Consider the following 20,387-nt stretch of genomic DNA (forward strand, 5'->3'; position numbering starts at 1 on the left):
CGTCTAGGCGGCGGGCGCGTCTTCTTCGTCCGGCCGCTCACGCGCGCCGGGCGGCATCCAGCCGCGCTCCGTCCTGTCGTGCAGGGCGCTACGGTCGCCCAGCATGGCGGCATCGAGGATTTCGCCGATCTCCTTTGACCGGGCGATGTATTCGGGGTTGTTGAAGACCTCGATATCCTCTCGCCACAGGGGCGCCAGCTGGCGAAGGCCCCATCGGTCCTGCTTGACGAAGACGGCCTTGCTCTTCTCGACTTCGTAGGCGTGCATGCCGAGCGCCGATAGCGCGTAACCGCCGGCCCGCACCGAACTGTCGAACATTTCCCGCACAATGTCGTTCGCACCGGCCTGGTAGAGACGGTAGACGTGTCCGCGGTCAAAGGCGCGGGCAATGATGTGCAACTGCGGATTTTCCCGGCGCGCATGCTTGACGATCTCTATTGTCCGCTCGACATCGTCGATCGCGACGATCAGCAGCTTGGCGCTCGACAGACCTGCAGCGTGCAGCAGATCCGGACGCCCGGCATCTCCGAAAAACGACCGCACACCGAACTTGCGCACGCCTTCGACGACATCGGCCCGATGGTCGAGAACTACGGTCTTGTAGCCATTGGCCAGCAGCAGCCGATTGATGATCTGGCCAAAACGCCCGACGCCGGCAATGATAACCGAGCCAGGCTCGGTGATCTCGTCGGCCTCTTCCGCCTGCTGCCGATTGTAGCGCGGCAGGATGACCTTATCGAGCATGATGAACAACGCCGGCGTCAGCATCATGGACAGCGCGACCACCAACAGCAGAACGGCAGCGATATCCGGTGGAAGAACGGCATTCTGCACGGTGAAGGACAAGAGCACGAAGCCGAACTCGCCCGCCTGCGCCAGGCCGAGCGCGAACAGCCATTTGTCGGAGCCGCGCAGCTTGAAGGACTGCGCCAGGCCATAGAGCACGCCGACCTTGACTGCCATCAGCGCCACCGTCAGGCCCAGGACGACGCCAAGATGAGCCCATAGCAACGCAAAATCGATACTGGCACCGACGGTGATGAAGAAGAGGCCGAGCAGCAGGCCCTTGAAGGGCTCGATGTCGCTCTCCAGCTCGTGGCGGAATTCGCTGTTGGCCAGCACCACGCCGGCAAGAAAAGTGCCGAGCGCCGGCGACAGGCCGACGACAGACATTAGCAGGGCGATGGCGATGACCAGCAGCAAGGCTGCCGCCGTGAAAATCTCGCGCAGCCTGGCGGCAGCGATGATCCTGAAGATGGGCCGCGACAGGTAATGCCCGGCGACGACCACGAAGGCAACGGCGGCAAGGGTAATGATCGCCACCTGCCATGCCGGCAGGCCGTCGAGGAGACTGACGCTTTCGTGGCCGCCGGAGGCTGCAGCGACATCCTGCGCATGATGACTGAGTTCAGGCAGCGCCAACAGCGGAATGAATGCCAGCATGGGGATTACGGCGATATCCTGGAACAGCAGGACGGAAAAGCTTGCCTGGCCACCGTCGGATTTCAGAAGGCCTTTTTCTCCAAGGGTCTGCAATACGATTGCGGTCGACGACAGGGAGAAAATGAAGCCCACAGTGAGTGCCACACTCCAGACCTGCCCGAACGCCATGCCGATCGCCGTAACGATCGCCGCAGTACCCACCACCTGAAGACCGCCGAGGCCGACCAGCTTTGCCCGCATTTCCCAAAGCGCGCGCGGCTGCAGCTCGAGCCCGACGAGGAACAGCATCATGACGACGCCGAACTCCGCAAAATGCTGCAGATCCTTCGTCTCGTTGCCGATCAGATGAAAGACCGGCCCGATCAGCACGCCGGCGATGAGGTAACCCAGCACCGAACCAAGGCCGAGACGCTTGGCGACCAGCACCGAGACGACGGCGGCGAGGAGATAGACGAACGCCTGGAAGACAAATCCGCTCATCGTGCGCCACCTTGAATGGGAAGAGTATCGTGGTGCAGCACATCGACATGGCGCGCCGCCTCGTAGTCGAACCGATCATCGCGTAGCGATTCCAGCAGGGCGCGGTAATCCGCGACATGCTGCACCCCTCGCCCGTCGGAGGCACCTTTACCCGCCGAAAACAGCACGAATGGTGCGACGAACTCCATCTGGCAAAGGTTGGCTGTCTGCTCGAGTGGAGACAGGAGAGTACGGAAGCCGAAATGATTGCTTCCCTGCGGATGATAGGCCTGTTCATCCCCGCCGGCCGTTGCGGCCACCAGGAAGCGCTTGCCCTTCAGTCGATCTCCGTCGTGCCCATAGGCAAAACCGTATTCCAGCACCAGATCCTGCCATTCCTTCAGAAGAGACGGCGTCGAATACCAGTAGATCGGGAACTGCAGCACCAGGACATCATGCTCCAGCAGCCGCGCCTGTTCCAGGTCTATATCGATATTGAAGGTCGGGTATTCGGCATAGAGATCAACGAAGGTGATGCCTTCGATGGACCGCGCGGTCTTCGCCATTGCGACGTTGATCTTCGAATGGCGCTGGCCGGGATGAGCAAACAGAACGAGCACGCGGGCCATGGAACCTCGGTGGGCAAGTGCGACAAAGGGAGCGTTGCCCTGCCAGTAAGCCAGGGAGATGCCTGGAACCAGTCTTCGCGACGCTGACTTTGGGCCATGAACCGAAGATTTTCCAGTGCTGATAGCCGGTGTTCCAGATTATCTTGCGACAATACAGGATCAGTGTGGGGGAGCTGTGAAGTCCGGCAGAATATTGTGTGTTTATCAGCGTCGCTGCGGCCTGCCTATCTCGAGGATCGCAGGCCGACGCTTTGCCTTGACGTCGTGTTGTCGGAGTTACTTGTCTTTCTTGCCGAGCTTCAGGCTGCTTTCCGCCTGCTTGACCTGCGAGCCGACAGGTGTGGCCGACTTGACATCCGCCTTGTCCTTCTTTGGCTTGCGCGTTTCGCGATTGCTCTTCATCTGACCTTTAGCCATCGTCATCTCCGTCTGTTGTGCCTGGGTGACCTATCGGAAGGATAGTCTGGCGGGTCGAAAACCTCTGACACTGCGATCACCCACGCAGCCAAGGCCGACGGTGATTTCTCGACAGCAAATACGACTTGTCCGAGGCGCCTCCTCCACGGAAAAGACCTACTATCTCGTAAAGGCGAAGGCAAGCGAAACGCAGAAAAACGCTTGTCGCGCGCACGACAAGCGTCTCAATTCTATTGGCAAAAGGAAGAAGGACGTCAACGACTGGGTTCGTGCCCGACGCATAGCTGCACAGAGGTGCAAACCGTTCAGTCGGGCCGAGATCCAATCGTCAGGCAATTAAGCCTTGTTGGCGCCAGCGCCGGCTTCGCCGCCGCGTGTGTATACAGCCTTCTTAGGACCTGGGATCAGGCCTTCGCGCTGCAGCTTCTTGCGGGCAAGCTTGCGGTGACGTGCAATACCTTCAGCCTTTTCGCGAGCGCGCTTTTCCGATGGCTTTTCGTAAGCCATGCGTGCCTTGATTTCGCGGAAGAGACCTTCGCGCTGCATTCTCTTCTTGAGGACGCGGAGAGCCTGATCGACGTTGTTGTCTCTAACTAGAACTTGCAAACTTCTATCCTTTTGTTGACATTCGCGGTCGCTGCTGGCGCGTGACCTGCGCTTGTTTATTCGCATTCGGCAGCAGATCGGCATGCGAAAGGAAATATTCCCTATTTCGCAAGGCCGCTGCGCTGTCGTAATTCTCGGCCGGCCCTTTCAATAAAGGTCGGCGACGACGCGTCATATACTGACGCGATCGCTTTGCCAACGGCGTCCTATCATATCATGGCGTTTTCGCCATAGAAAAAAGCAGCTGAGGCGAATTTTTGCGTCATTGCGCCAGCCGGGGCCACTCGATGGGACCCACATGATAACCGTCAGGCGCCTTTAGATGTGTTGGTGCGGCGTATTTTCAAGGGAACAACGGTCAAGTTCGGGCTGGAAAGTCGCGTGGCCAATACCGAAGCGACGCTGCAGGCCCTTGGCCGCCTCCTCCAGCACCTCGTCGCCGGGATGGCCGGCAGGCGTGACGAGATGGCAGGTGAGCGCCGTATCGGTCGTGCTCAGCGACCAGACATGCAGGTCGTGTACGGAAGCCACGCCGGGCAGCTTGCTCAAGAACGCGCGGACCTCGACCATGTCGATGCCAGCAGGAACGGCATTCAATGTCATGGTGATCGAGCCGGTAAGCAGGCTCCAAGTGCCGACGATAATGACGATATTAATCGCCACGCTCATGACGGGATCTATCCAGTGCCAGCCGGTCAGAAGGATCAGCAGTCCGCCGATCACCACGCCGAGCGAAACCAGGGCATCCGCTGCCATATGCATGAAGGCGCCGCGGACATTGAGATCGCCGCCGCCGGAGGAGAACAACCAGGCGCAGAAGCCGTTAATCGCAATTCCGCAGGCTGCGACGATCATCACCGTCTTTCCGGCGACAGGCTGCGGCTCGAATATACGGCCGATCGCCTCCCAGCTGAGACCGCCGACCACGACAAGCAGGAAGACTGCGTTGAAAAGCGCGGCAAGGATGGAGCTGCCGCCGAGCCCGAATGTGAAACGCTGGGTGGGATTGCGCTTGGCAAGAATAACCGCCGCCCAGGCGACGCAGAGCCCGAGCGCATCGGAAAGATTGTGCCCGGCATCGGCCAGCAACGACACAGAATTGCTGGCGATACCGTAGATTACTTCGACCAGCACGAAGGCGATATTCAAGCCGACGCCTATCGCAAATGCCTTGCCGAAGTTTGCCGGCGCATGACTGTGGCCGAGGCCTGAGGCATGCGAATGGCTGTCGTGCGCGTGACCATGGGAGTGGTCGTGGTCATGATGATCATGCGCCATTGATATGTCTCTCTAAGCCAATGTCCAAAGAATGGCGCCGCAGTCTGATAGTTCTCTGACCTTCTGTCTAACGTCAAGTCTTGCTTTTGTCAGAATTTTCCTTCGGCGCCTTGTTGGTAAAGCGCGCATTTCCGAGCCCAGTGCCGATGGTCACCACACCCCATTTTTTTGTATCCTGCATGAAAGGCGTTTGCGAAAGACCCTGCACGACGGCGTCGTTGTGGATAACCACCAGAGTATCGTGGCTGCCGATCTGCGGGATAGCCTTGGTCAGGGCCTCGCCCAGATTGAATTTCTCGCTCTCCCAGTTGCCGCCGGGGAGGTTCTGCCCGCCACGCGCAATGGAGCCGTCACTTTCTATAACCCCTGGGCACGCAATGCCAATCACGGGCGCCAGTGTAAGGTTGGCCTTTTCAGCCTTCCTGATGAGACTTTCCAGCATGCGGGCCAACCTCTCAACCGTGGCACTGCGCTTCGGTGCCTCGTCGGCGTGCCGCCAGAGGTCGAACTTCCAGACACTGGCCCTGGATAAATCCGCATGCTCCTTGAGACGCATTTCCACGATGCCGGCCCGGATGTTGGTGCCGCCGATATCGACCGCGAGGATCGCATCATAGCCTTCGAGCATCCATCCCGGCATCAGGTGCGCAGCGCCTATCAGACCGGCTTCGTCAGGGTGGTGGGCGATCGGGGTGAGCTCGACCTTGAAACCCTCACTTTTCAGCAGCACCATGGCGCGGGCAATCGCCAGTTCGCCGAAGCCGCTCTCCTTGAGGCCGCCACCGACGACGATCCGCTCGGTACCCTTCCAGCTATCTTGTTTCAAGAACTTCCCGAGCACATGGCCGAGTTCGCCAGCAAAGTCCTCGACGGCGCCCATGACCAGCGCAGCTGCTTCCTTGTTGTCTCCAGTCAGCAATGCGTCGATCTGCTTCTTCGACATGTCTTTCGTTGCGACATCGCCGAGCGGGTCATCCCCACCGTTGCGGATGCGCTGGCGCCACTCGTTGAGCTTTGCCTGGAAAGCGGACTTGCTAGCCCGGTCGCCGATAAAGCCGTTCTTGTCGCGCAACTCTAGATTATAGCCGTCGATCGTCACCGAGGGCAGGCTCGCCGACCCGTGGGTGATCAGGGTTGCGTTGTTGCGGCTTGCGTCGTTCTGCTTCTTTTCCATAGGGCTCCAATCCGAAGTCAGACATCGGCTCCATACAACCGGAGAGACCCGTCTGACCAGAGCGAGGACAACGCAAGAGAGACGCGGATGTTCCTGTCCACTACCGCACCGGGAAGCACTTGCTCATACCACCGTGAGCAAGCGGATATAGGCGGCTACTTCATGCGCATGGATCCTGGTATCGCGGACGAGATCGTCGAAATGCCGCTGCATCATGCGGACCGAATCGACATTGTGCAGGACGAGATACATCCGCCCGACGAATACCGCTGCCCGCAGGGAGCCGAAGACGGTGTAGGGCACCGAAAAGCGGGCCCGACCGTCGAAAAGAAACAGCCGGAATGATGGATAAAGATCGTCGATAAGGTCTGCCATATGCAGCAATTGCCCCTGACGCGCAGCCTTCGGAAGCCCCTGCCAGATGCCTTGCCCAGCGGCAAAAGCCTCCAGCGTCTGCAGCGGCATGCAGGACTCCATGTCGGTGCCGGGCTCGCGATTGTAATCCAGCCGGAACGCCGTTCCCGCCACCTGCGTCGCGGCGCTCTGGTGCGCCTCCGACGCCTCATAGGCAATAACTTCGGGTGTCCGCAGGAGATCGGGAATGCGAGCCGGCACATAGCGGATTTTAGAGCCGGTGGCCTCGGCATGCCATTTGATCAGGAGCCCCGCCCCTTCGTCGTCGCTGGTCTCAATTTCGAGGCTTGGCAGAAGCGCGCCCATCAGGCCCTCGTCCTGCGAAATGCCGAGCAGCCAGTCCAGCGAAACCTGATGGCGCTCGGCGATGCTCAGCAGGGTTTCCACCCTTGGAAGCCGGGCGGTTTTCCCCGACAGCAATTGCGATAATGCCGACCGGTCGATGCCGACATTATCCGCGAACGCCGATTGGCTCTCCTGGGAGCGGTCGAAAAGCAAGCGGAGACGCTGCTGAAACAGGACTGCCAGCTTGCGTTTATCCATCATATCGTTCCGTTTGGTGACAATTATCACCATCATGGCAATTCCGTGCGCAATGTCAACGCATCGTCACCATTATCGCGTTGCACAAAATGCAACTTGCGCGGAAGCTGATACGGGGGCAACGAATCGCAGCGAGATCAAGGGCATGATCATAAAATTGAGAACTGGTGAGCGTTCAAAGCGGCGAAACCGGCGACTTAGGATCGAGTGGGTGACACTCGGAATGATTGCAGGTTGCTACCTCATATGGTTTGCTGCCGGCATGATGTACCAGTCACTGCCGTGGATAGGGGTCCTCGCGATTCCCGTCATGGCGACATTTCATTCGTCACTGCAGCACGAAGCTCTTCACGGTCACCCGACGCGCAATGCGCTAATAAACGAGGCCCTGGTTTTCCTTCCGATCGCGCTGTTCTATCCCTTCAGGCGCTACAAGAACCTGCACCTGCGACACCACGCAGACGAGCGACTGACGGATCCCTACGACGATCCGGAGAGCTATTATCGGGGGCTGACTGAGTGGAAAAGATTTCCCGCCTGGTTGAAGAGCATGCTCCACGCCAACAACGCGCTGCTTGGCCGGGTGCTGATCGGACCCGCGATCGGGGTTATCGGCTTCGCTCTGACAGAAATCAAACTCCTCTCGGCAGGCAGCAGGGCGCAGCGTCTCGCCTGGGTGCTGCACCTGGCAGGCCTGGTACCGGTTCTGACGATTGTTCATTTCCTGTTCGGCATGCCGCTTTGGCTCTATGGGCTGCTGGCCTATGCCTCGCTGTCGATCCTCGCCATCCGCTCCTATTGCGAGCACCAGTGGTCGGAACATCCGGACGGCCGGACCGTGATCATCGAAAAATCCGTTCTCGGGCTACTGTTCCTCAACAACAACCTCCATCTGGTGCACCACAAGCAACCAACGGCGGCATGGTATAGATTGCCGCGCCTCTACCGTGAACGGCGCGAGGAATGGCGGCAGATGAACGACGGCTATGTATATTCCAGCTATCTCGAGGTGCTGAAAGCCTTCGGCCTCAGGCGCAAGGAGCCTGTGCTGCATCCCACAGCACACCTCGTTAACACGCCGGACGGGTCTTCCTCGCTTGGATCAGCCGAACAGCGACGTTCGCTTGCCACTTGGCCAAGCGTAACTGCGGCCGATCCCAGCCTCTCGATCCGGTAGCGGACCCGCCAGCAGCAGACTTGCGCATCGCCAACCCGATCACCATCTGCACCGCACGCTCCGTGGTCAACCTTCGGAAACCCCCGAGCCGAAAGGCCGACACAATCTTGCCCTAGTGCAATCCTGTCGGGAAGTTTCAAAGGGTTTCGCATGCGCAATTTGGCATTCTTCTACAGGCTCAAGGCGCTGTTCTCGCGCGGTTCGCTTTTTCTGGCGGCTGACATTCGGTTGCCATGGACTGCGAAAATCATCTGGAAACACGGTGCGGTTTCAGTCGGCACCCATAGTGCCATCAGGGACGGAGTGATCCTCGATGCCCAGCACGGCAGCATCGAGATCGGCAACAATGTCTCCTTTAACGACTATACAATCGTTCTTGGCCACGGTGGGGTGCATATCGGCCATGATGTGAGAATTGCCGCGCAGGTGCTGATTACGTCTTTCGAGCACAATTTCGACGATCCGACGCGCCCGATCAGGACGCAAGGCAATACCAACAAGGCCGTCATCATCGAAGACGACGTATGGATCGGCGCGGGTGCCAAGATTCTCGCCGGGGCCCATATCGCCAAGGGTTGCGTGATCGGCGCCAATGCAGTGGTCAAGGGCAAGACATTGCCATTTGGCGTCTACGGCGGCGTTCCGGCCAGGCTATTGAAGATGCGGGGCGGCGAACGACTGGCACAAAACGTCTCTCTCATCAGCCGCAAGTAAACCAGAACTCCGCCGTCTAGATTTTACGATGCGCGGCCAATGCCTGCATCCGGCGCCTTGTCTCGACCCGGTGTCGCCTCCATATGTGATATAGCAAGCCTGCCTTGCGATCGGCCAACGATCGCCGGATTGCGTCTCAAACCAGGAGCAGCGCCATGACCGCCTTGTCCATTCTCGATCTTGTCCGCGTCACCGAGGACACAGATGCCCGCGGCGCTCTCGACAACGCGCGCGATCTCGCAGCGCATGCCGAGACGTGGGGCTATGAGCGCTTCTGGGTTGCCGAGCACCACAACATGATCGGTATCGCCAGTGCAGCCACGTCCGTCGTAATTGGCCACATCGCTGCTGGCAGCAAGACCATCCGGGTCGGCGCCGGGGGCATCATGCTTCCCAACCACTCGCCCTACGTCATCGCCGAACAATTCGGCACGCTCGCCCGGCTGTTTCCAGGCCGCATCGACCTCGGCCTCGGGCGCGCACCCGGCACAGACCAGATGACACTGCGCGCCCTGCGACGCACCAACGAGGCGTCCGAAAACTTCCCACAGGATGTGCTCGAGCTGCAGGCCTTTCTTGCGCCCGCCGGTGATAACCAGCGGATACAGGCAGTACCGGCGGCGGGCACCAACGTCCCGCTGTGGATTCTCGGCTCAAGCAATTTCGGCGCGATGCTCGCTGCAGAATTCGGCCTTCCCTATGCCTTCGCCTCGCATTTTGCGCCTGACATGCTGATGCAGGCCCTGCAGATCTATCGCACCCGCTTCAAGCCATCGGAACAGCTTGCAACGCCGCACGCCATGGTGGGCGTGAACATCATCGGCGCCGAGACGGATGCCGAGGCAAAGCGTCTGGCAACAACGCAACAGATGTCGTTCACAAACATGTTTCGCGGAACGCGTGGCCTCAGCCAACCGCCGATCGACGATATCGAGACTTACTGGTCGCCGAGGGAGAAGGCGCAGGCTATGCAGATGCTGGGCCGGTCGATCGTCGGCTCTCCCGAAACTGTCCGCGCGGGCCTACAGAAGCTGGTGGCCGAGACCGGTGCGGATGAACTGATGATCGTCTCTGATATCTTCGACCATAAGGCACGCCTGCGCTCCTACGAGATAATTGCCGAAGCCGGAAAGGGTCTGGCTGCCGAGCCGCTCGCTGGCAGCGGCAGCGCCTTTCGCGAGCAGAGATACGCCTCCGCAGCATCGCTCTAGGAGGCGCGTCTTGATGAAGCTGACCGAAGAGGGAAACCGCGCCCTGGCCGACATCGCCGGGCGCCATGGCATCAGCCGAGGCGCAGCCGAACATCTGTTGGCTGCGGTCGTGTCTGGCGGAGGGTATCAGGCACAGTTCAACCATCCGGAACTCGGCGGCATGGGGCAATGGTCTACGGGCGGCATGACGATGATCGGCGACATGTTCAACAACCGCCTCAAGGCCCAGGTGGCCGATGTCTGCCGCGACCTTGCCGAACTCAGCCGTGACGGCAGGCTTCAACAACCCGACGTCGCGCATGTTTCGCAACAGGGCCAGACCCACCCGGACCACGCGGGCAATCAGTCATCTACGGGCGGCGGGCATTGGTGGCCGCACGGGCTCGGCGCCGCCGGCTCGACCGGGTCGCAGAACGATATGCGTTACGCAATATTTCCCGCAACCAACCGGCTTGCGATCCGCAAGGACGGTCAGGTGACGATCTACGACACCGGCGATCACCGGATTACCGGCTTTTCCCAGCAGCAGGGCTACGACCAGTCCCTCTCATTTACCTCCCAACACGGGCCGGTGAGCGTCAAGGAGCTACAGGAAGTTCACGCGGGCGGAGAGATTGAAGCAGGCGTCTCGAAATCGGCTTCTGAACCTGCACCGTCAACTGGTCCGGCCCCGCAGCAATCCACCGATGCGCTTTCGGTTTCTCCGGAGCACGACATATTCACCAAGATCGAGCGCCTGGCAGCGCTTCATGCCAAAGGCATTCTGGGTGACGAGGAATTCCACGCCAAGAAACGCGAACTGCTCGACCGCCTGTGAAAACCCCTCTAGTTTGACAGCTGACAATTTGCTGCCCCAATCGGCAAGCCCAGCCTCGAGGATAGATCATGAGCGATGCCACTGCCGGAAAATCCGTGTCCCAGTTGTCTGCGCTGCTGCAAGCCGGTGTGCTTGACCCGCAGACACTCGTCGAGCAGACGTTCGATGCGATCCGAACCTACCCGGACCAGGCGATCTTTGTCAGCCTGAGCGAGGCCCGGGCCAAGGCAGAGGCCGCCGCCGCCTCGCGTCGCATCCGCGAAGGTCGCTCGCTCGGCCTGCTCGACGGCGTACCTATTGCCTGGAAGGATCTGTTTGCCGTCGAAGGCCTTGCAACCACTGCTGGCTCAGTCGTGTTGAAAGATGCTTCCCCCGAGACTAATGACGCCGATGTCGTCACGGCACTTGCCGCAGCCGGGATAGTCAGTGTCGGCCGCGTCAACATGAGCGAGTTTGCCTTTTCCGGCCTCGGCATCAATCCGCATTACGGCACTCCTTACAACCCGGCATCGAGAGACGTTCCGCGCCTGCCCGGAGGTTCGTCATCCGGTTCCGCAGTGGCGGTAGCAGCAGGGCTCGTGCCCGTTGCGATAGGCACCGACACTGGCGGCTCCATCCGCATTCCGGCCGCTTTCAACGGCATCGTCGGCTACAAGGCGACACGCGGGCGATATTCGATGAAGGGCGTCTTTCCCCTGGCAACGAGCCTGGATTCGCTCGGCCCTCTCTGCCGCACAGTCCAGGACGCAGTCTGGATCGATGCAGCGATGCGCGGTCTGACAGCACCTGTAATCACGCGCGGGTCGATCGACGGGCTGGTGTTGATCGTTCCGGAAACAGTCGTCTTCGACGGCATTGAGGATGGAGTTCTGGCGGCGTTCGAGGCCGCACTGGCGCGGCTGGTCAAGGCGGGCGCCGTCGTCAGGCGCCAGGCTTTCCCGATCTTTTCGGAGATTTTCGATCTGCAGCAGCAGCATGGCCCGTTAGTCACCGCGGAGGCCTTCGCACTGCACCGTCACCGCCTAGCGGGAGCCGACACCGACCGTATGGACCGCCGCGTCGTTGCGCGCGCCCGTCTCGGTGCCAATATCAGCATGACCGGCTATATCGACCTGCTCAGTGCCCGCGAGAGGCTGATTGCCGCAATGGCGGCTCTGGTCGGACCGAAGGATATCCTCGTTTTCCCGACGCTTCCGCATGTTGCGCCACCCATCGCATCTGTTCTCAATGACGACGATCTGTTTTTCCAGACGAACGGCAAGACGTTGCGCAATACGCTGATCGGCAATTTTCTGGATGGCTGCGGCATTTCCATTCCCTGCGGGACGGGCGATGCCGGCATGCCCGTGGGGCTGCTTCTCTCGGGCATGCCGCGCACAGACGATCACCTGTTAGGCGTCGGTCTTGCAGCGGAAGCCCTTGTGCGCGAAGAAGGATAGGGCCGCTTTCGTTCAGCCGGCTTTTCAATTGCATGTGCAAAGTCCACACTGGACAGTAAATCGATGCGGCTTTGCTCCATGTGGGCATGCAAGCCAATGACCCAATGGAGTGCCGCCATGTCATCGCCGCAAAACGCTGGTCTCGATTCGAAGCCGCCGGCCGGCCACCTTTCGCTCGCGCATGGGAAAATACTCGAATGGCTGATTATGGAGACCCGGACGCAGCCCTACATCGATAATATCTTTGTCGAGATGTGCGATCGGCTGGTGGCGGAGGGTGTGCCGGTGGCCCGCGCGACCCTGCATTTCAGCACCCGCAATCCGCAATGGCTGGGCGCCCGCATCCTCTGGGAGACCGGCATGACCGAAGCGGAAATCCGGACTTTCGACTATGGCGTCGAATTGACTACGCAATATCTCGGTAGCCCGATGTATGCCATCAGTGAAGGTGCCGACCAGGCGCGCCAGCTGCTGGAGGGCAAGGATGGTAAGGGCGTCTGGCATCCGATCTACGACGATCTGAAGCTGGAGGGATACACAGAGTACGTGGCCTGGCCGATCGACCACACGCACGGAAAACGTCACGTCACAAGCTTTGCGACCAAAAAGCCCGGCGGCTTCAGCGACGCCGACATCGCCGTGCTCAAAGGTCTTATACCGGTGCTGGCGCTTGTAAGCGAAATCCGGTTGAAAAATCGCCTGGCGCGGACGCTGCTCGAGACCTATGTCGGTCCGCATGCCAGCGAGCAAATCCTGGCGGGTGCCACCACGCGGGGCAGCGGCGTCACCGTCGGTGCGGCGATCATGATCTGCGATCTCAGGGATTTCACCAAACTCTCCGATATCTGGCCGCGCGACGATGTGATCGAGCTACTCAATGGCTATTTCGACGCCATGTCCGAGCCCATCGAGAAGTTTGGGGGCGAAATTCTCAAATTCATGGGTGACGGGCTGCTGGCAATCTTTCCGCTGAGCAACGCCGACGCCTGCCGCAACCTCATGCGGGCTATTGCGGAAGCGCAATCCGCCATGACGGCGCTCAACGTCCACAATATGGCACGCGGCTATGAAGCCCTTGGCTACGGCATCGGGGTCCATGTCGGCGATGTCATGTATGGCAATATCGGCTCCAAACGGCGTCTCGATTTCACCGTGATCGGGCCAGCCGTCAACGTCGCCTCGCGGTTGGAAAGCCTGACCAAGGAAATCAAACGCCCTGTCCTGTTGTCGCGCGCCTTCGTGGAGATGGCTAGCTGCTCTGGCGTGCTGGAGAACCTCGGCTCCTATCCGCTGCGCGGTCTGGGCGATCCCATCGACGTGTTCGCCTTCTCGACGGCCTGCGTCTAGCCTCGGATATCCTCAAGAATCATGGCGGCTCCCTTTTCTGCCACCATCATCGTCGGCGCGTTGATATTGCCGGCGGTGATCGTCGGGAAAATCGAGGCATCGACAACCCGCAGGCCCCTGAGGCCGTGCACCCGCAGACGCGCATCGACCACCGATCTATCGCTATCCGGCCCCATCGCGCAGGTGCCACAGGGGTGATAGATAGAGCCGCTATTGGCGCGGAAATAGGCGAGCAGATCCGCATCGCTATCGACAGCTGCCGACGGCGAGATTTCCGTTTCGGTGATCTCGGAAAAGGACGGCGCCGAGGCTATGCGACGCACAAGGCGGCTGCCCTGCAGGACTTCGGCGACGTCGCGCTCCGTCGACAGGTAGTTCGGCTGGATCAGAGGCGCCCTCGAGGGATCGTTAGAGGCGATCTGCACCTTCCCCCGGCTGGTGGGGCGGCAGGCGTTGAAGGCAATCAGGAAGCCCGGATAGGGCTCCGGCATGAGCCCAGACTTGGAATTGGCAGGAATCCGATAAGAAAGCGGATTGAAATAGAGCTGAATGTTGGGCTTCTCCTCGTGCGGACTGCCACGAAAGAAACCGCCCGCCTGATTGACGCTCATGGCGAAGGGGCCTTTGCGCGTCAGAACATAGCGCAGACCGAGTGCCGCCTGGCCGAATTTACTGCCGAAGACGCCGTTCAGCGTCGGGCGGTTGGCGCGATAGTAGAAGCTGGCGCAGAGATGGTCCTGCAGGTTTGCTCCGACCCCCGGCAGATGATGCCGCATCTGAATTCCGAGTTGCGTCAAGGAAGCGGCGTCGCCAACGCCCGACATCTGCAAGAGCTTCGGGCTATCGATGGCGCCGGCCGCAAGGATCACCTCCCGGCGGGCCATGAAACGTCGAGACCGACCGTTCTGCACCACTTCGACGCCCTCGACCTTTCCATCGGCATCGAAGAGCAGCCGCTGTGCAAAGGCATGGCGCTCGATCGTCAGGTTCGGTCGTCTCAGGGCGGGACGCAGATATTCAGCGCTGGAGTGGGAACGCTGGCCGTTGCGGGTGTTGATGTCGTAGACACCGGCGCCTTCGATCGAAGCGCCGTTGAAATCCGGGTTGGCGGGCAAATTCACTTCGCCGCAGGCTTTGAGAAAGGCATCGCTGATCCCGTGGGTCATTCCGCGCATCGGCGTGACGTGGATCGGTCCTTCGCCTCCATGCCACCGGGACGCCCCCTGTGCGTGGGTTTCCAGCTTGCGGAAATAGGGGAGCACGTCACTTGCGCCCCAGCCGGGATTGCCTGCCGCCTGCCAGTCGTCGAAATCGGCTGCAGCGCCACGCACGAAGATCATGGCGTTGATCGAGCCGGAGCCCCCTTGCACCTTGCCGCGCGGGACATAGATCCGGCGTCCATTCAGTTCGGGCTCCGGTTCCGTCGAATACATCCAGTTGACATCGGGATTGTAGAAGCTCTTGGCGTAACCGACGGGGATCTTGAACCAGAAGGAATCATCCTTGCCGCCTGCCTCGATGAGCAGCACGCTATACTTTCCGTTTTCGCTGAGGCGGCTAGCCAGGATGCAGCCGGCCGAACCCGCGCCGACGATGACGAAGTCGTAGATCATGGTTTGTCTCTATCGTGATCAGCCACGGGCGGGGGCAAAGGCTTTGATATCGGCGGGTTCGGCAGCCATCTGCAAATGCAGACGGTCGCCAGTGTAGGGCGAATGACGCTCGATCACGTCGAGATCGAGCTCGATGCCAAGGCCGGGCTCGCGCGACGGAATGAGATAGCCGTCATCGAACTGCAGCTTGGTCTTCAGCACCTCGGCGTGGAAGCCGCCGAAATCCATGATCGCCTCGTGAATGAGGAAATTCGGGGTGGCCGCCGATAGCTGGATACTGGCGGCAGCACCAACGGGACCGTTGTAGAGATGCGGAGCGATCTGTGCGTAATAGGCCTCTGCCATGCCGGCGATCTTCTTGGCTTCCAACAATCCGCCGACGCGTGCCACGTTCATCTGCAGGATAGAGGCCGCACCCAGCTGCAGGACGCGCTGAAACTCATACTTCGTGGTCAAGCGCTCGCCGGTCGAAATCGGGATCGACGTGGCACGGGCCACTTCCGCCATCGCGGCCTCCTGGCCGGGCGGCACCGGCTCCTCGAACCATAGCGGATCGTATTTCTCCAGCCGCCGGGCAAGGCGGATGGCGGAGGATGGCACCATCTGGCCATGGGTTCCGAACAGGATGTCGGCGCTGTCGCCGACGGCTTCCCGGATCCTTGCGCAAAAAGTCTCGCAACGAGCCATGACGCCCATGGACAACTGATGGCCCGAATAGTTGGTGTAGGGGCCGGCCGGATCGAATTTGACAGCCGTGAAGCCCTGGTCGACCATGTCCACGGCGCATTCGGCAGCAAGATCGGGGTCGTTGAAATCGAACTCGCCGGCGGCGTTCTTCGGATAGAGATAGGTATAGGCCCGCAGCTTCTCGTTGACCGTGCCGCCCAGTAGATCGGACACCGGGCGACCCGCCGCCTTGCCGATGATATCCCAGCAGGCGATTTCGAGGCCTGAGACGATGCCCATCATCGTCGGGTCCGGCCGCTGGGTGAAACCGCTGGAATAGGCCGCCCGCCAGAAACGCTCGATACGGTGGGGATCGTGATCCAGCAGATAGCGCTGGAAGACGTCGTCGATCAGCGGAACCATGGCCGAGGGGTGGAAGGACGTCGCGTAGATCTCGCCGACGCCCTCGATGCCGCACGCCGTCTCGAGCCGGACGAAAATCCAGTACATGCCGCCGACATGGGGCGGCGGTACGGCAACGATATGGGTCTTGAGCGAGGCGATCTTCATGGCGGTTTCCTCAACGATCCAGCGCCGGGATGGCGCGGCGTCAGTGCTTCAGGATGACGAGGCGGGTCTGGGTGAATTCGAGCATGCCGTGCTTGCCGTCGTCGCCGCCAAGGCCGGATTTCTTCCAGCCGGCGTGGTAGCCCTGATAGGGATCGGCCGGGAACCGATTGATATAAAGTTCGCCGGCTTCGATCTCGCCTGCCGCCTGCATCACCTTGCGGTAGTTCTCGGTGAACAATACCGATGAAAGACCGAACTGGTGATCGCTGGCCAACGCAAGCGCTTGTTCGAAGGTCTCATATCTGAGCACCGCCAGAACCGGGCCGAAAACCTCGTCGCGGACGATTTCCATTTGCTGGGTGCATCCAGACAGCAGTGTCGCAGGATAAAAGAAGCCCGGGCCTTCCGGCAGCACGCCACCCGTCTCCAGCGTCGCGCCCTCGACCTGCGCCCGTTCGACCATTGCATGTAGTTTTTCACGGGCGGCGGCTGTCGCCAGCGGCCCGATTGAGCCGGCATCGACGGCGCGATTGCCGAAGCTGCGGGCCGCAAAACCCACGCGCAGCTTTTCAAGAAGTGCGTCGTACACCGACGCATGGATATAGAGCCGCTCGGCCGCAGTGCAGATCTGGCCGCAATGGGCGGTCTTGGCGGCGATGATCGCAGCTGCCACAGCGTCGAGATCGGCATCAGGTTCGACGATGACAGGTGTCTTGCCACCGAGCTCCAGAGACGGTTTGGCGATATTGGTCTTGCAGAAATCGAGCACCGCCTGGCCAGCAGCGACGCTGCCGGTCAGTGTGATCATGCCGACGGCAGGCTGGGTGCAGAGCGTCCGGCAGACATCATGGCTCATGGCCATGATGTTGACCAGGCCGGGCGGCAGGTCGGCGTCAAGTATCGCGTCGGCAAACGCAAAGGCGGAGGTCGGCGTGGTGTTGCTGGGGCGAACAACCACGGCGTTTCCGGTGATCAGCGCGGGCGCTATCTTGCGCACCAGCGTGTAGATCGGAAAATTGAACGGGATAAGGCAGGCGACGACACCGATCGGCTCGCGCTTCAGCAGCAGGGTCTCGTTGGGCGTATCGCTTTCGATGATCTCGCCTTCGACGCGGCGCGCCCACTCGGCGTGGTAGCGCATAAGCTCGGCACCGTAGATCGCCTCGCCGGTCGCATCGGCAAGACTTTTGCCGGATTCGCGTGCCAGGGCTTCGCCGATCTGCCTTGCGTGTTTCTCGATCGCATCGGCCAGACGGCGCAGGGCGTCGCCGCGCTGGATCGCCGGCAAGACCCGCCACAGCTTCTGTGCTACCGCTGCCTGTGCAACGGCATCGACGACAGTCTCTTCGTCGGCTTCGGCTACAGCTGCAAAAACGGCGCCATCGGCAGGATTGCGGACCTCGATCCGCGAGGCCGTCGCCGGCTCGCAAAATTGGCCCCCGATGAAATTGCGGTAGTGCTGCATCTTCAGTCCCCGATATCGCGACAAAGCGTCGGAGGTCGACGCCATCCTCGCCATTCGACCGGCAGGTTAGGACGCGCGCAAGCGTGTTATTGTCGGGCAAAGCATTCCAAAATGGAATGCTTCCAACGGCAACAGTCAGACCCTGGCGCCAGTCAGCGAGAGTTCGTCGAACAGCCACTGCCTGAAGGCCTTGAGATGGTTGCCTCCGGCGACGCCTGCCCTCTCGACAAGCCAGTAGGATTCATGGCCCTCGATCTCGACATCGGACAATTGCACGAGCCTGCCGTCTGCGAGATATTCGCCGACCATGAAGCGATCAACCACGGCGACGCCGAGGCCGTTGCAGGCGGCTTCGATCACCAGATCCAGCAAATCGAATTCGAGGCCGCCGCTCGTGTCGATATCCGCAAGGCCTGCGGCATCCAGCCAGTGCTGCCAGGTCATATAGCGCCGGTCTGGGGAGGCGAGGACGTGCAGAAAGGTGAGGCCGGAGAAGTCCATGGGGGACGTGTCGCGCCGCCCGTTCAGCAATGTCGGTGCGCAGACGGCGATATGGCGTTCGGTCATCAGGAGATGGGCATTCAGCATCGGCCACTCGCCATCGCCGAAGCGGATCGCGCAGTCGAGCAGACTGCGCTCGGCAAGGCTGTCGCGCAGTTCCGTGCCGATGCTGATCCCGACGTCCGGAAGTGCCACGCGCAACCGTCCCATCCGCGGCATCAGCCAACGCTTGGCAAAGGTCGGTGGCACATTGATGCGCAGACGATTGCCGGCGCTCTTGTCGACGATGCCGCGCACGGCCAGTTCGACGCTGTGAAAGGCATGCTGCAGGGTGGAAAACAGCGCAACGCCCGCCGGCGTCAGTTCCAGGTCATGATGACGCCGGATGAGGAGCGGTTCGCCGAGTTGGTCCTCCAGGTTTCGCACCTGGCGGCTGACGGCGCTCTGGGTGAGATTGAGCCTTGCGGCCGCTTTGGTGAAACTGCGCGTCTGGCCTACGACCTCGAACACCTTCATGGCGGACAATGCCGGCAGTTTGCGCATGCGCTCGTTCCCATCCAATCCGCGATCAATCCTCCATAGCACTTTATGCCAGCCAAAAAAGTTGAGATCGCCTGAGCGCGACAGCAATCCGCCAGCAGGTGGTTCCCCGCCACAGCTCGAACATTGTCTCGCGCGGTGTCCAGATTACGCTTGCCGTTCGCCTTCACACACATATAATCAGGAATAATTATTTCCACATAGTGAAATATCGAAGGGGACTGGCATGGCTTTGAGTTGGCGATTTTCTGCGCTCGCGGACCGGCATAGGGCGCTCGGATCCAAGCTCGAGGACTGGAGCGGCATGGGAACCGCCTGGACCTACGACAAGGATATCTACGAGGAACACATCGCCATCCGCACAAAGGCGGGCCTCATGGATGTGTCGGGACTGAAGAAGGTCCACCTCGTCGGTCCGCACGCGATTGCAGTGCTAGAATACATCACCACCCGCGACATGAGCAAAATCTATCCGGGCCGCTCGGTCTATGCCTGCATGCTCAACGATCGCGGCCATTTCACAGACGACTGTATCGTCTATCGCACCGGCCCGAACTCCTGGATGCTGGTGCACGGTTCGGGAACCGGTCACGAAGAGATCACGAAACAGGCCGCAGGCCGCAATTGCGCTGTGCTGTTCGACGACGACCTCCACGACCTGTCGCTGCAGGGGCCGCTTGCCGTCGACTACCTGTCGAAATATGTGCCGGGCATCCGCGAGCTCAAATACTTCCACCACATGCAGACGACGCTGTTCGGGGCGCCCGTGATGATCTCTCGCACCGGCTATACAGGCGAGCGGGGCTATGAGCTTTTCGTTCGCGGACAGGATGCCGGGATGATCTGGGACCGGATCGTCGACGAGGGCAAGGAGATGGGCATCATCCCCTGCTGCTTTAGTGTTCTCGACATGCTGCGTGTCGAAAGCTACCTGCTGTTCTTCCCCTACGACAATTCGCAGATGTACCCGTTCGACAACGAGCAGCCGGGCGACAGCCTGTGGGAGCTGGGGCTCGATTTCACCGTCAGCCCCGGCAAGGTGGGGTTTCGAGGCGCCGAGGAGCATGCGCGTCTCAAGGGCAAGGAGAGGTTCAAGATTTTCGGCCTGCTGGTCGATGCAGATGGCCCGACCGATCTCGGCGACGAGGTCTGGGCCGACGGTCGCAAGGTCGGGGTCATAACCTGCCCCAGCTATTCCAAGCTGACCAACCGATCCATGGCGATCATGCGCGTCGAAGTGCCTTACGCGTCGCAAGGCGTCAAGCTCGAGGTCAAGGGCAAGACTGTCAATGCGCCGGCGATTGCCCACACCATCACCTTCGACGATCCGGAGAAAAAGAAGCGGACGGCGAAAGATTGAGGGG

18 protein-coding genes are annotated in these 20,387 nt (G+C 60.5%); 7 read left to right on the forward strand and 11 right to left on the reverse strand.

Annotated elements, in window-relative coordinates; genetic code table 11:
* Positions 1-3 precede the first annotated feature (3 nt).
* From J5278_RS00180 to J5278_RS00210, 7 genes are all read right to left on the reverse strand, one after another.
* Entirely contained in the window at positions 4-1,923 is a 1,920-nt protein-coding gene (locus J5278_RS00180; protein WP_143123041.1) for a monovalent cation:proton antiporter-2 (CPA2) family protein, read from the reverse strand.
* Positions 1,920-2,531 (reverse strand): NAD(P)H-dependent oxidoreductase, encoded by a 612-nt coding sequence (locus J5278_RS00185; RefSeq protein WP_209182422.1) that lies wholly within the window; start codon positions 2,529-2,531, stop codon positions 1,920-1,922. The genes J5278_RS00180 and J5278_RS00185 overlap by 4 nt, the downstream gene beginning before the upstream one ends.
* Before the next feature lie 276 nt (positions 2,532-2,807).
* Positions 2,808-2,948, reverse strand: a complete 141-nt coding sequence (locus tag J5278_RS00190; protein ID WP_162854774.1) for a hypothetical protein — start codon at positions 2,946-2,948, stop codon at positions 2,808-2,810.
* A gap of 336 nt (positions 2,949-3,284) precedes the next feature.
* Positions 3,285-3,554, reverse strand: a complete 270-nt coding sequence (rpsU, locus tag J5278_RS00195) for a 30S ribosomal protein S21 (RefSeq protein WP_142830190.1) — start codon at positions 3,552-3,554, stop codon at positions 3,285-3,287.
* 318 nt (positions 3,555-3,872) lie between these two features.
* A complete protein-coding gene (locus J5278_RS00200; protein WP_209182421.1) occupies positions 3,873-4,832 on the reverse strand; it encodes a cation diffusion facilitator family transporter in 960 nt (319 codons plus the stop codon).
* A 73-nt stretch (positions 4,833-4,905) separates the two neighbouring features.
* A complete protein-coding gene (locus J5278_RS00205; RefSeq protein WP_219258295.1) occupies positions 4,906-6,006 on the reverse strand; it encodes an ROK family protein in 1,101 nt (366 codons plus the stop codon).
* A gap of 123 nt (positions 6,007-6,129) precedes the next feature.
* Positions 6,130-6,963: a helix-turn-helix domain-containing protein gene (locus J5278_RS00210; protein ID WP_142830184.1), complete on the reverse strand. Its 834-nt coding sequence runs from the start codon at positions 6,961-6,963 to the stop codon at positions 6,130-6,132.
* 211 nt (positions 6,964-7,174) lie between these two features.
* Here J5278_RS00210 and J5278_RS00215 point away from each other — a divergent pair, with 211 nt between their 5' ends.
* From J5278_RS00215 to J5278_RS00240, 6 genes are all read left to right on the forward strand, one after another.
* On the forward strand, positions 7,175-8,140 hold the full coding sequence (locus J5278_RS00215; protein WP_224128625.1) for a fatty acid desaturase: 966 nt from the start codon (positions 7,175-7,177) through the stop codon (positions 8,138-8,140).
* Between the two features lie 150 nt (positions 8,141-8,290).
* On the forward strand, positions 8,291-8,854 hold the full coding sequence (locus J5278_RS00220) for a DapH/DapD/GlmU-related protein (protein ID WP_142830180.1): 564 nt from the start codon (positions 8,291-8,293) through the stop codon (positions 8,852-8,854).
* Positions 8,855-9,009: 155 nt separating this feature from the next.
* Entirely contained in the window at positions 9,010-10,065 is a 1,056-nt protein-coding gene (locus J5278_RS00225) for an LLM class flavin-dependent oxidoreductase (RefSeq protein ID WP_209182419.1), read from the forward strand.
* A 13-nt stretch (positions 10,066-10,078) separates the two neighbouring features.
* Complete coding sequence (locus J5278_RS00230; protein ID WP_143123042.1) at positions 10,079-10,882, forward strand: SHOCT domain-containing protein; 804 nt, start codon at positions 10,079-10,081, stop codon at positions 10,880-10,882.
* A gap of 68 nt (positions 10,883-10,950) precedes the next feature.
* The gene (locus J5278_RS00235; protein ID WP_142830176.1) at positions 10,951-12,321 is read left to right on the forward strand and encodes an amidase; all 1,371 of its coding nucleotides are present in this window, start codon (positions 10,951-10,953) and stop codon (positions 12,319-12,321) included.
* Between the two features lie 117 nt (positions 12,322-12,438).
* Positions 12,439-13,668, forward strand: coding sequence for an adenylate/guanylate cyclase domain-containing protein (locus J5278_RS00240; protein ID WP_374108246.1), 1,230 nt, complete (start codon positions 12,439-12,441; stop codon positions 13,666-13,668).
* Here J5278_RS00240 and J5278_RS00245 read toward each other — a convergent pair.
* From J5278_RS00245 to J5278_RS00260, 4 genes are all read right to left on the reverse strand, one after another.
* Positions 13,665-15,281, reverse strand: coding sequence for a GMC family oxidoreductase (locus J5278_RS00245; RefSeq protein ID WP_209182417.1), 1,617 nt, complete (start codon positions 15,279-15,281; stop codon positions 13,665-13,667). The two genes, J5278_RS00240 and J5278_RS00245, sit on opposite strands and share 4 nt — an antisense overlap.
* Positions 15,282-15,299: 18 nt before the next feature.
* Positions 15,300-16,517 carry a mandelate racemase/muconate lactonizing enzyme family protein gene (locus J5278_RS00250; protein ID WP_142830171.1) on the reverse strand — a complete coding sequence of 406 codons (1,218 nt, stop codon included), beginning with the start codon at positions 16,515-16,517 and terminating at the stop codon, positions 15,300-15,302.
* A gap of 40 nt (positions 16,518-16,557) precedes the next feature.
* A complete protein-coding gene (locus J5278_RS00255) occupies positions 16,558-18,027 on the reverse strand; it encodes an aldehyde dehydrogenase family protein (protein WP_247748942.1) in 1,470 nt (489 codons plus the stop codon).
* Between the two features lie 90 nt (positions 18,028-18,117).
* Positions 18,118-19,026: a LysR substrate-binding domain-containing protein gene (locus J5278_RS00260; RefSeq protein WP_142830167.1), complete on the reverse strand. Its 909-nt coding sequence runs from the start codon at positions 19,024-19,026 to the stop codon at positions 18,118-18,120.
* 223 nt (positions 19,027-19,249) lie between these two features.
* On the opposite strand from J5278_RS00260, the gene J5278_RS00265 reads away from it, so the two are divergent.
* Entirely contained in the window at positions 19,250-20,383 is a 1,134-nt protein-coding gene (locus J5278_RS00265) for an aminomethyltransferase family protein (protein ID WP_142830165.1), read from the forward strand.
* Positions 20,384-20,387: the final 4 nt, after the last annotated feature.

The organism is Rhizobium sp. B21/90 (assembly GCF_019355815.1).
In the GTDB taxonomy this organism is placed as follows: domain Bacteria; phylum Pseudomonadota; class Alphaproteobacteria; order Rhizobiales; family Rhizobiaceae; genus Rhizobium; species Rhizobium rhododendri.

Coding starts and splice junctions, on each gene's coding strand:
- J5278_RS00180 (WP_143123041.1), bottom strand. CDS start 1,923: ATGAGCGGATTTGTCTTCCAGGCGTTCGTCTATCTCCTCGCCGCCGTC.
- J5278_RS00185 (WP_209182422.1), bottom strand. CDS start 2,531: ATGGCCCGCGTGCTCGTTCTGTTTGCTCATCCCGGCCAGCGCCATTCG.
- J5278_RS00190 (WP_162854774.1), bottom strand. CDS start 2,948: ATGGCTAAAGGTCAGATGAAGAGCAATCGCGAAACGCGCAAGCCAAAG.
- J5278_RS00200 (WP_209182421.1), bottom strand. CDS start 4,832: ATGGCGCATGATCATCATGACCACGACCACTCCCATGGTCACGCGCAC.
- J5278_RS00205 (WP_219258295.1), bottom strand. CDS start 6,006: ATGGAAAAGAAGCAGAACGACGCAAGCCGCAACAACGCAACCCTGATC.
- J5278_RS00210 (WP_142830184.1), bottom strand. CDS start 6,963: ATGGATAAACGCAAGCTGGCAGTCCTGTTTCAGCAGCGTCTCCGCTTG.
- J5278_RS00220 (WP_142830180.1), top strand. CDS start 8,291: ATGCGCAATTTGGCATTCTTCTACAGGCTCAAGGCGCTGTTCTCGCGC.
- J5278_RS00225 (WP_209182419.1), top strand. CDS start 9,010: ATGACCGCCTTGTCCATTCTCGATCTTGTCCGCGTCACCGAGGACACA.
- J5278_RS00230 (WP_143123042.1), top strand. CDS start 10,079: ATGAAGCTGACCGAAGAGGGAAACCGCGCCCTGGCCGACATCGCCGGG.
- J5278_RS00235 (WP_142830176.1), top strand. CDS start 10,951: ATGAGCGATGCCACTGCCGGAAAATCCGTGTCCCAGTTGTCTGCGCTG.
- J5278_RS00240 (WP_374108246.1), top strand. CDS start 12,439: ATGTCATCGCCGCAAAACGCTGGTCTCGATTCGAAGCCGCCGGCCGGC.
- J5278_RS00245 (WP_209182417.1), bottom strand. CDS start 15,281: ATGATCTACGACTTCGTCATCGTCGGCGCGGGTTCGGCCGGCTGCATC.
- J5278_RS00250 (WP_142830171.1), bottom strand. CDS start 16,517: ATGAAGATCGCCTCGCTCAAGACCCATATCGTTGCCGTACCGCCGCCC.
- J5278_RS00255 (WP_247748942.1), bottom strand. CDS start 18,027: ATGGCGTCGACCTCCGACGCTTTGTCGCGATATCGGGGACTGAAGATG.
- J5278_RS00260 (WP_142830167.1), bottom strand. CDS start 19,026: ATGCGCAAACTGCCGGCATTGTCCGCCATGAAGGTGTTCGAGGTCGTA.
- J5278_RS00265 (WP_142830165.1), top strand. CDS start 19,250: ATGGCTTTGAGTTGGCGATTTTCTGCGCTCGCGGACCGGCATAGGGCG.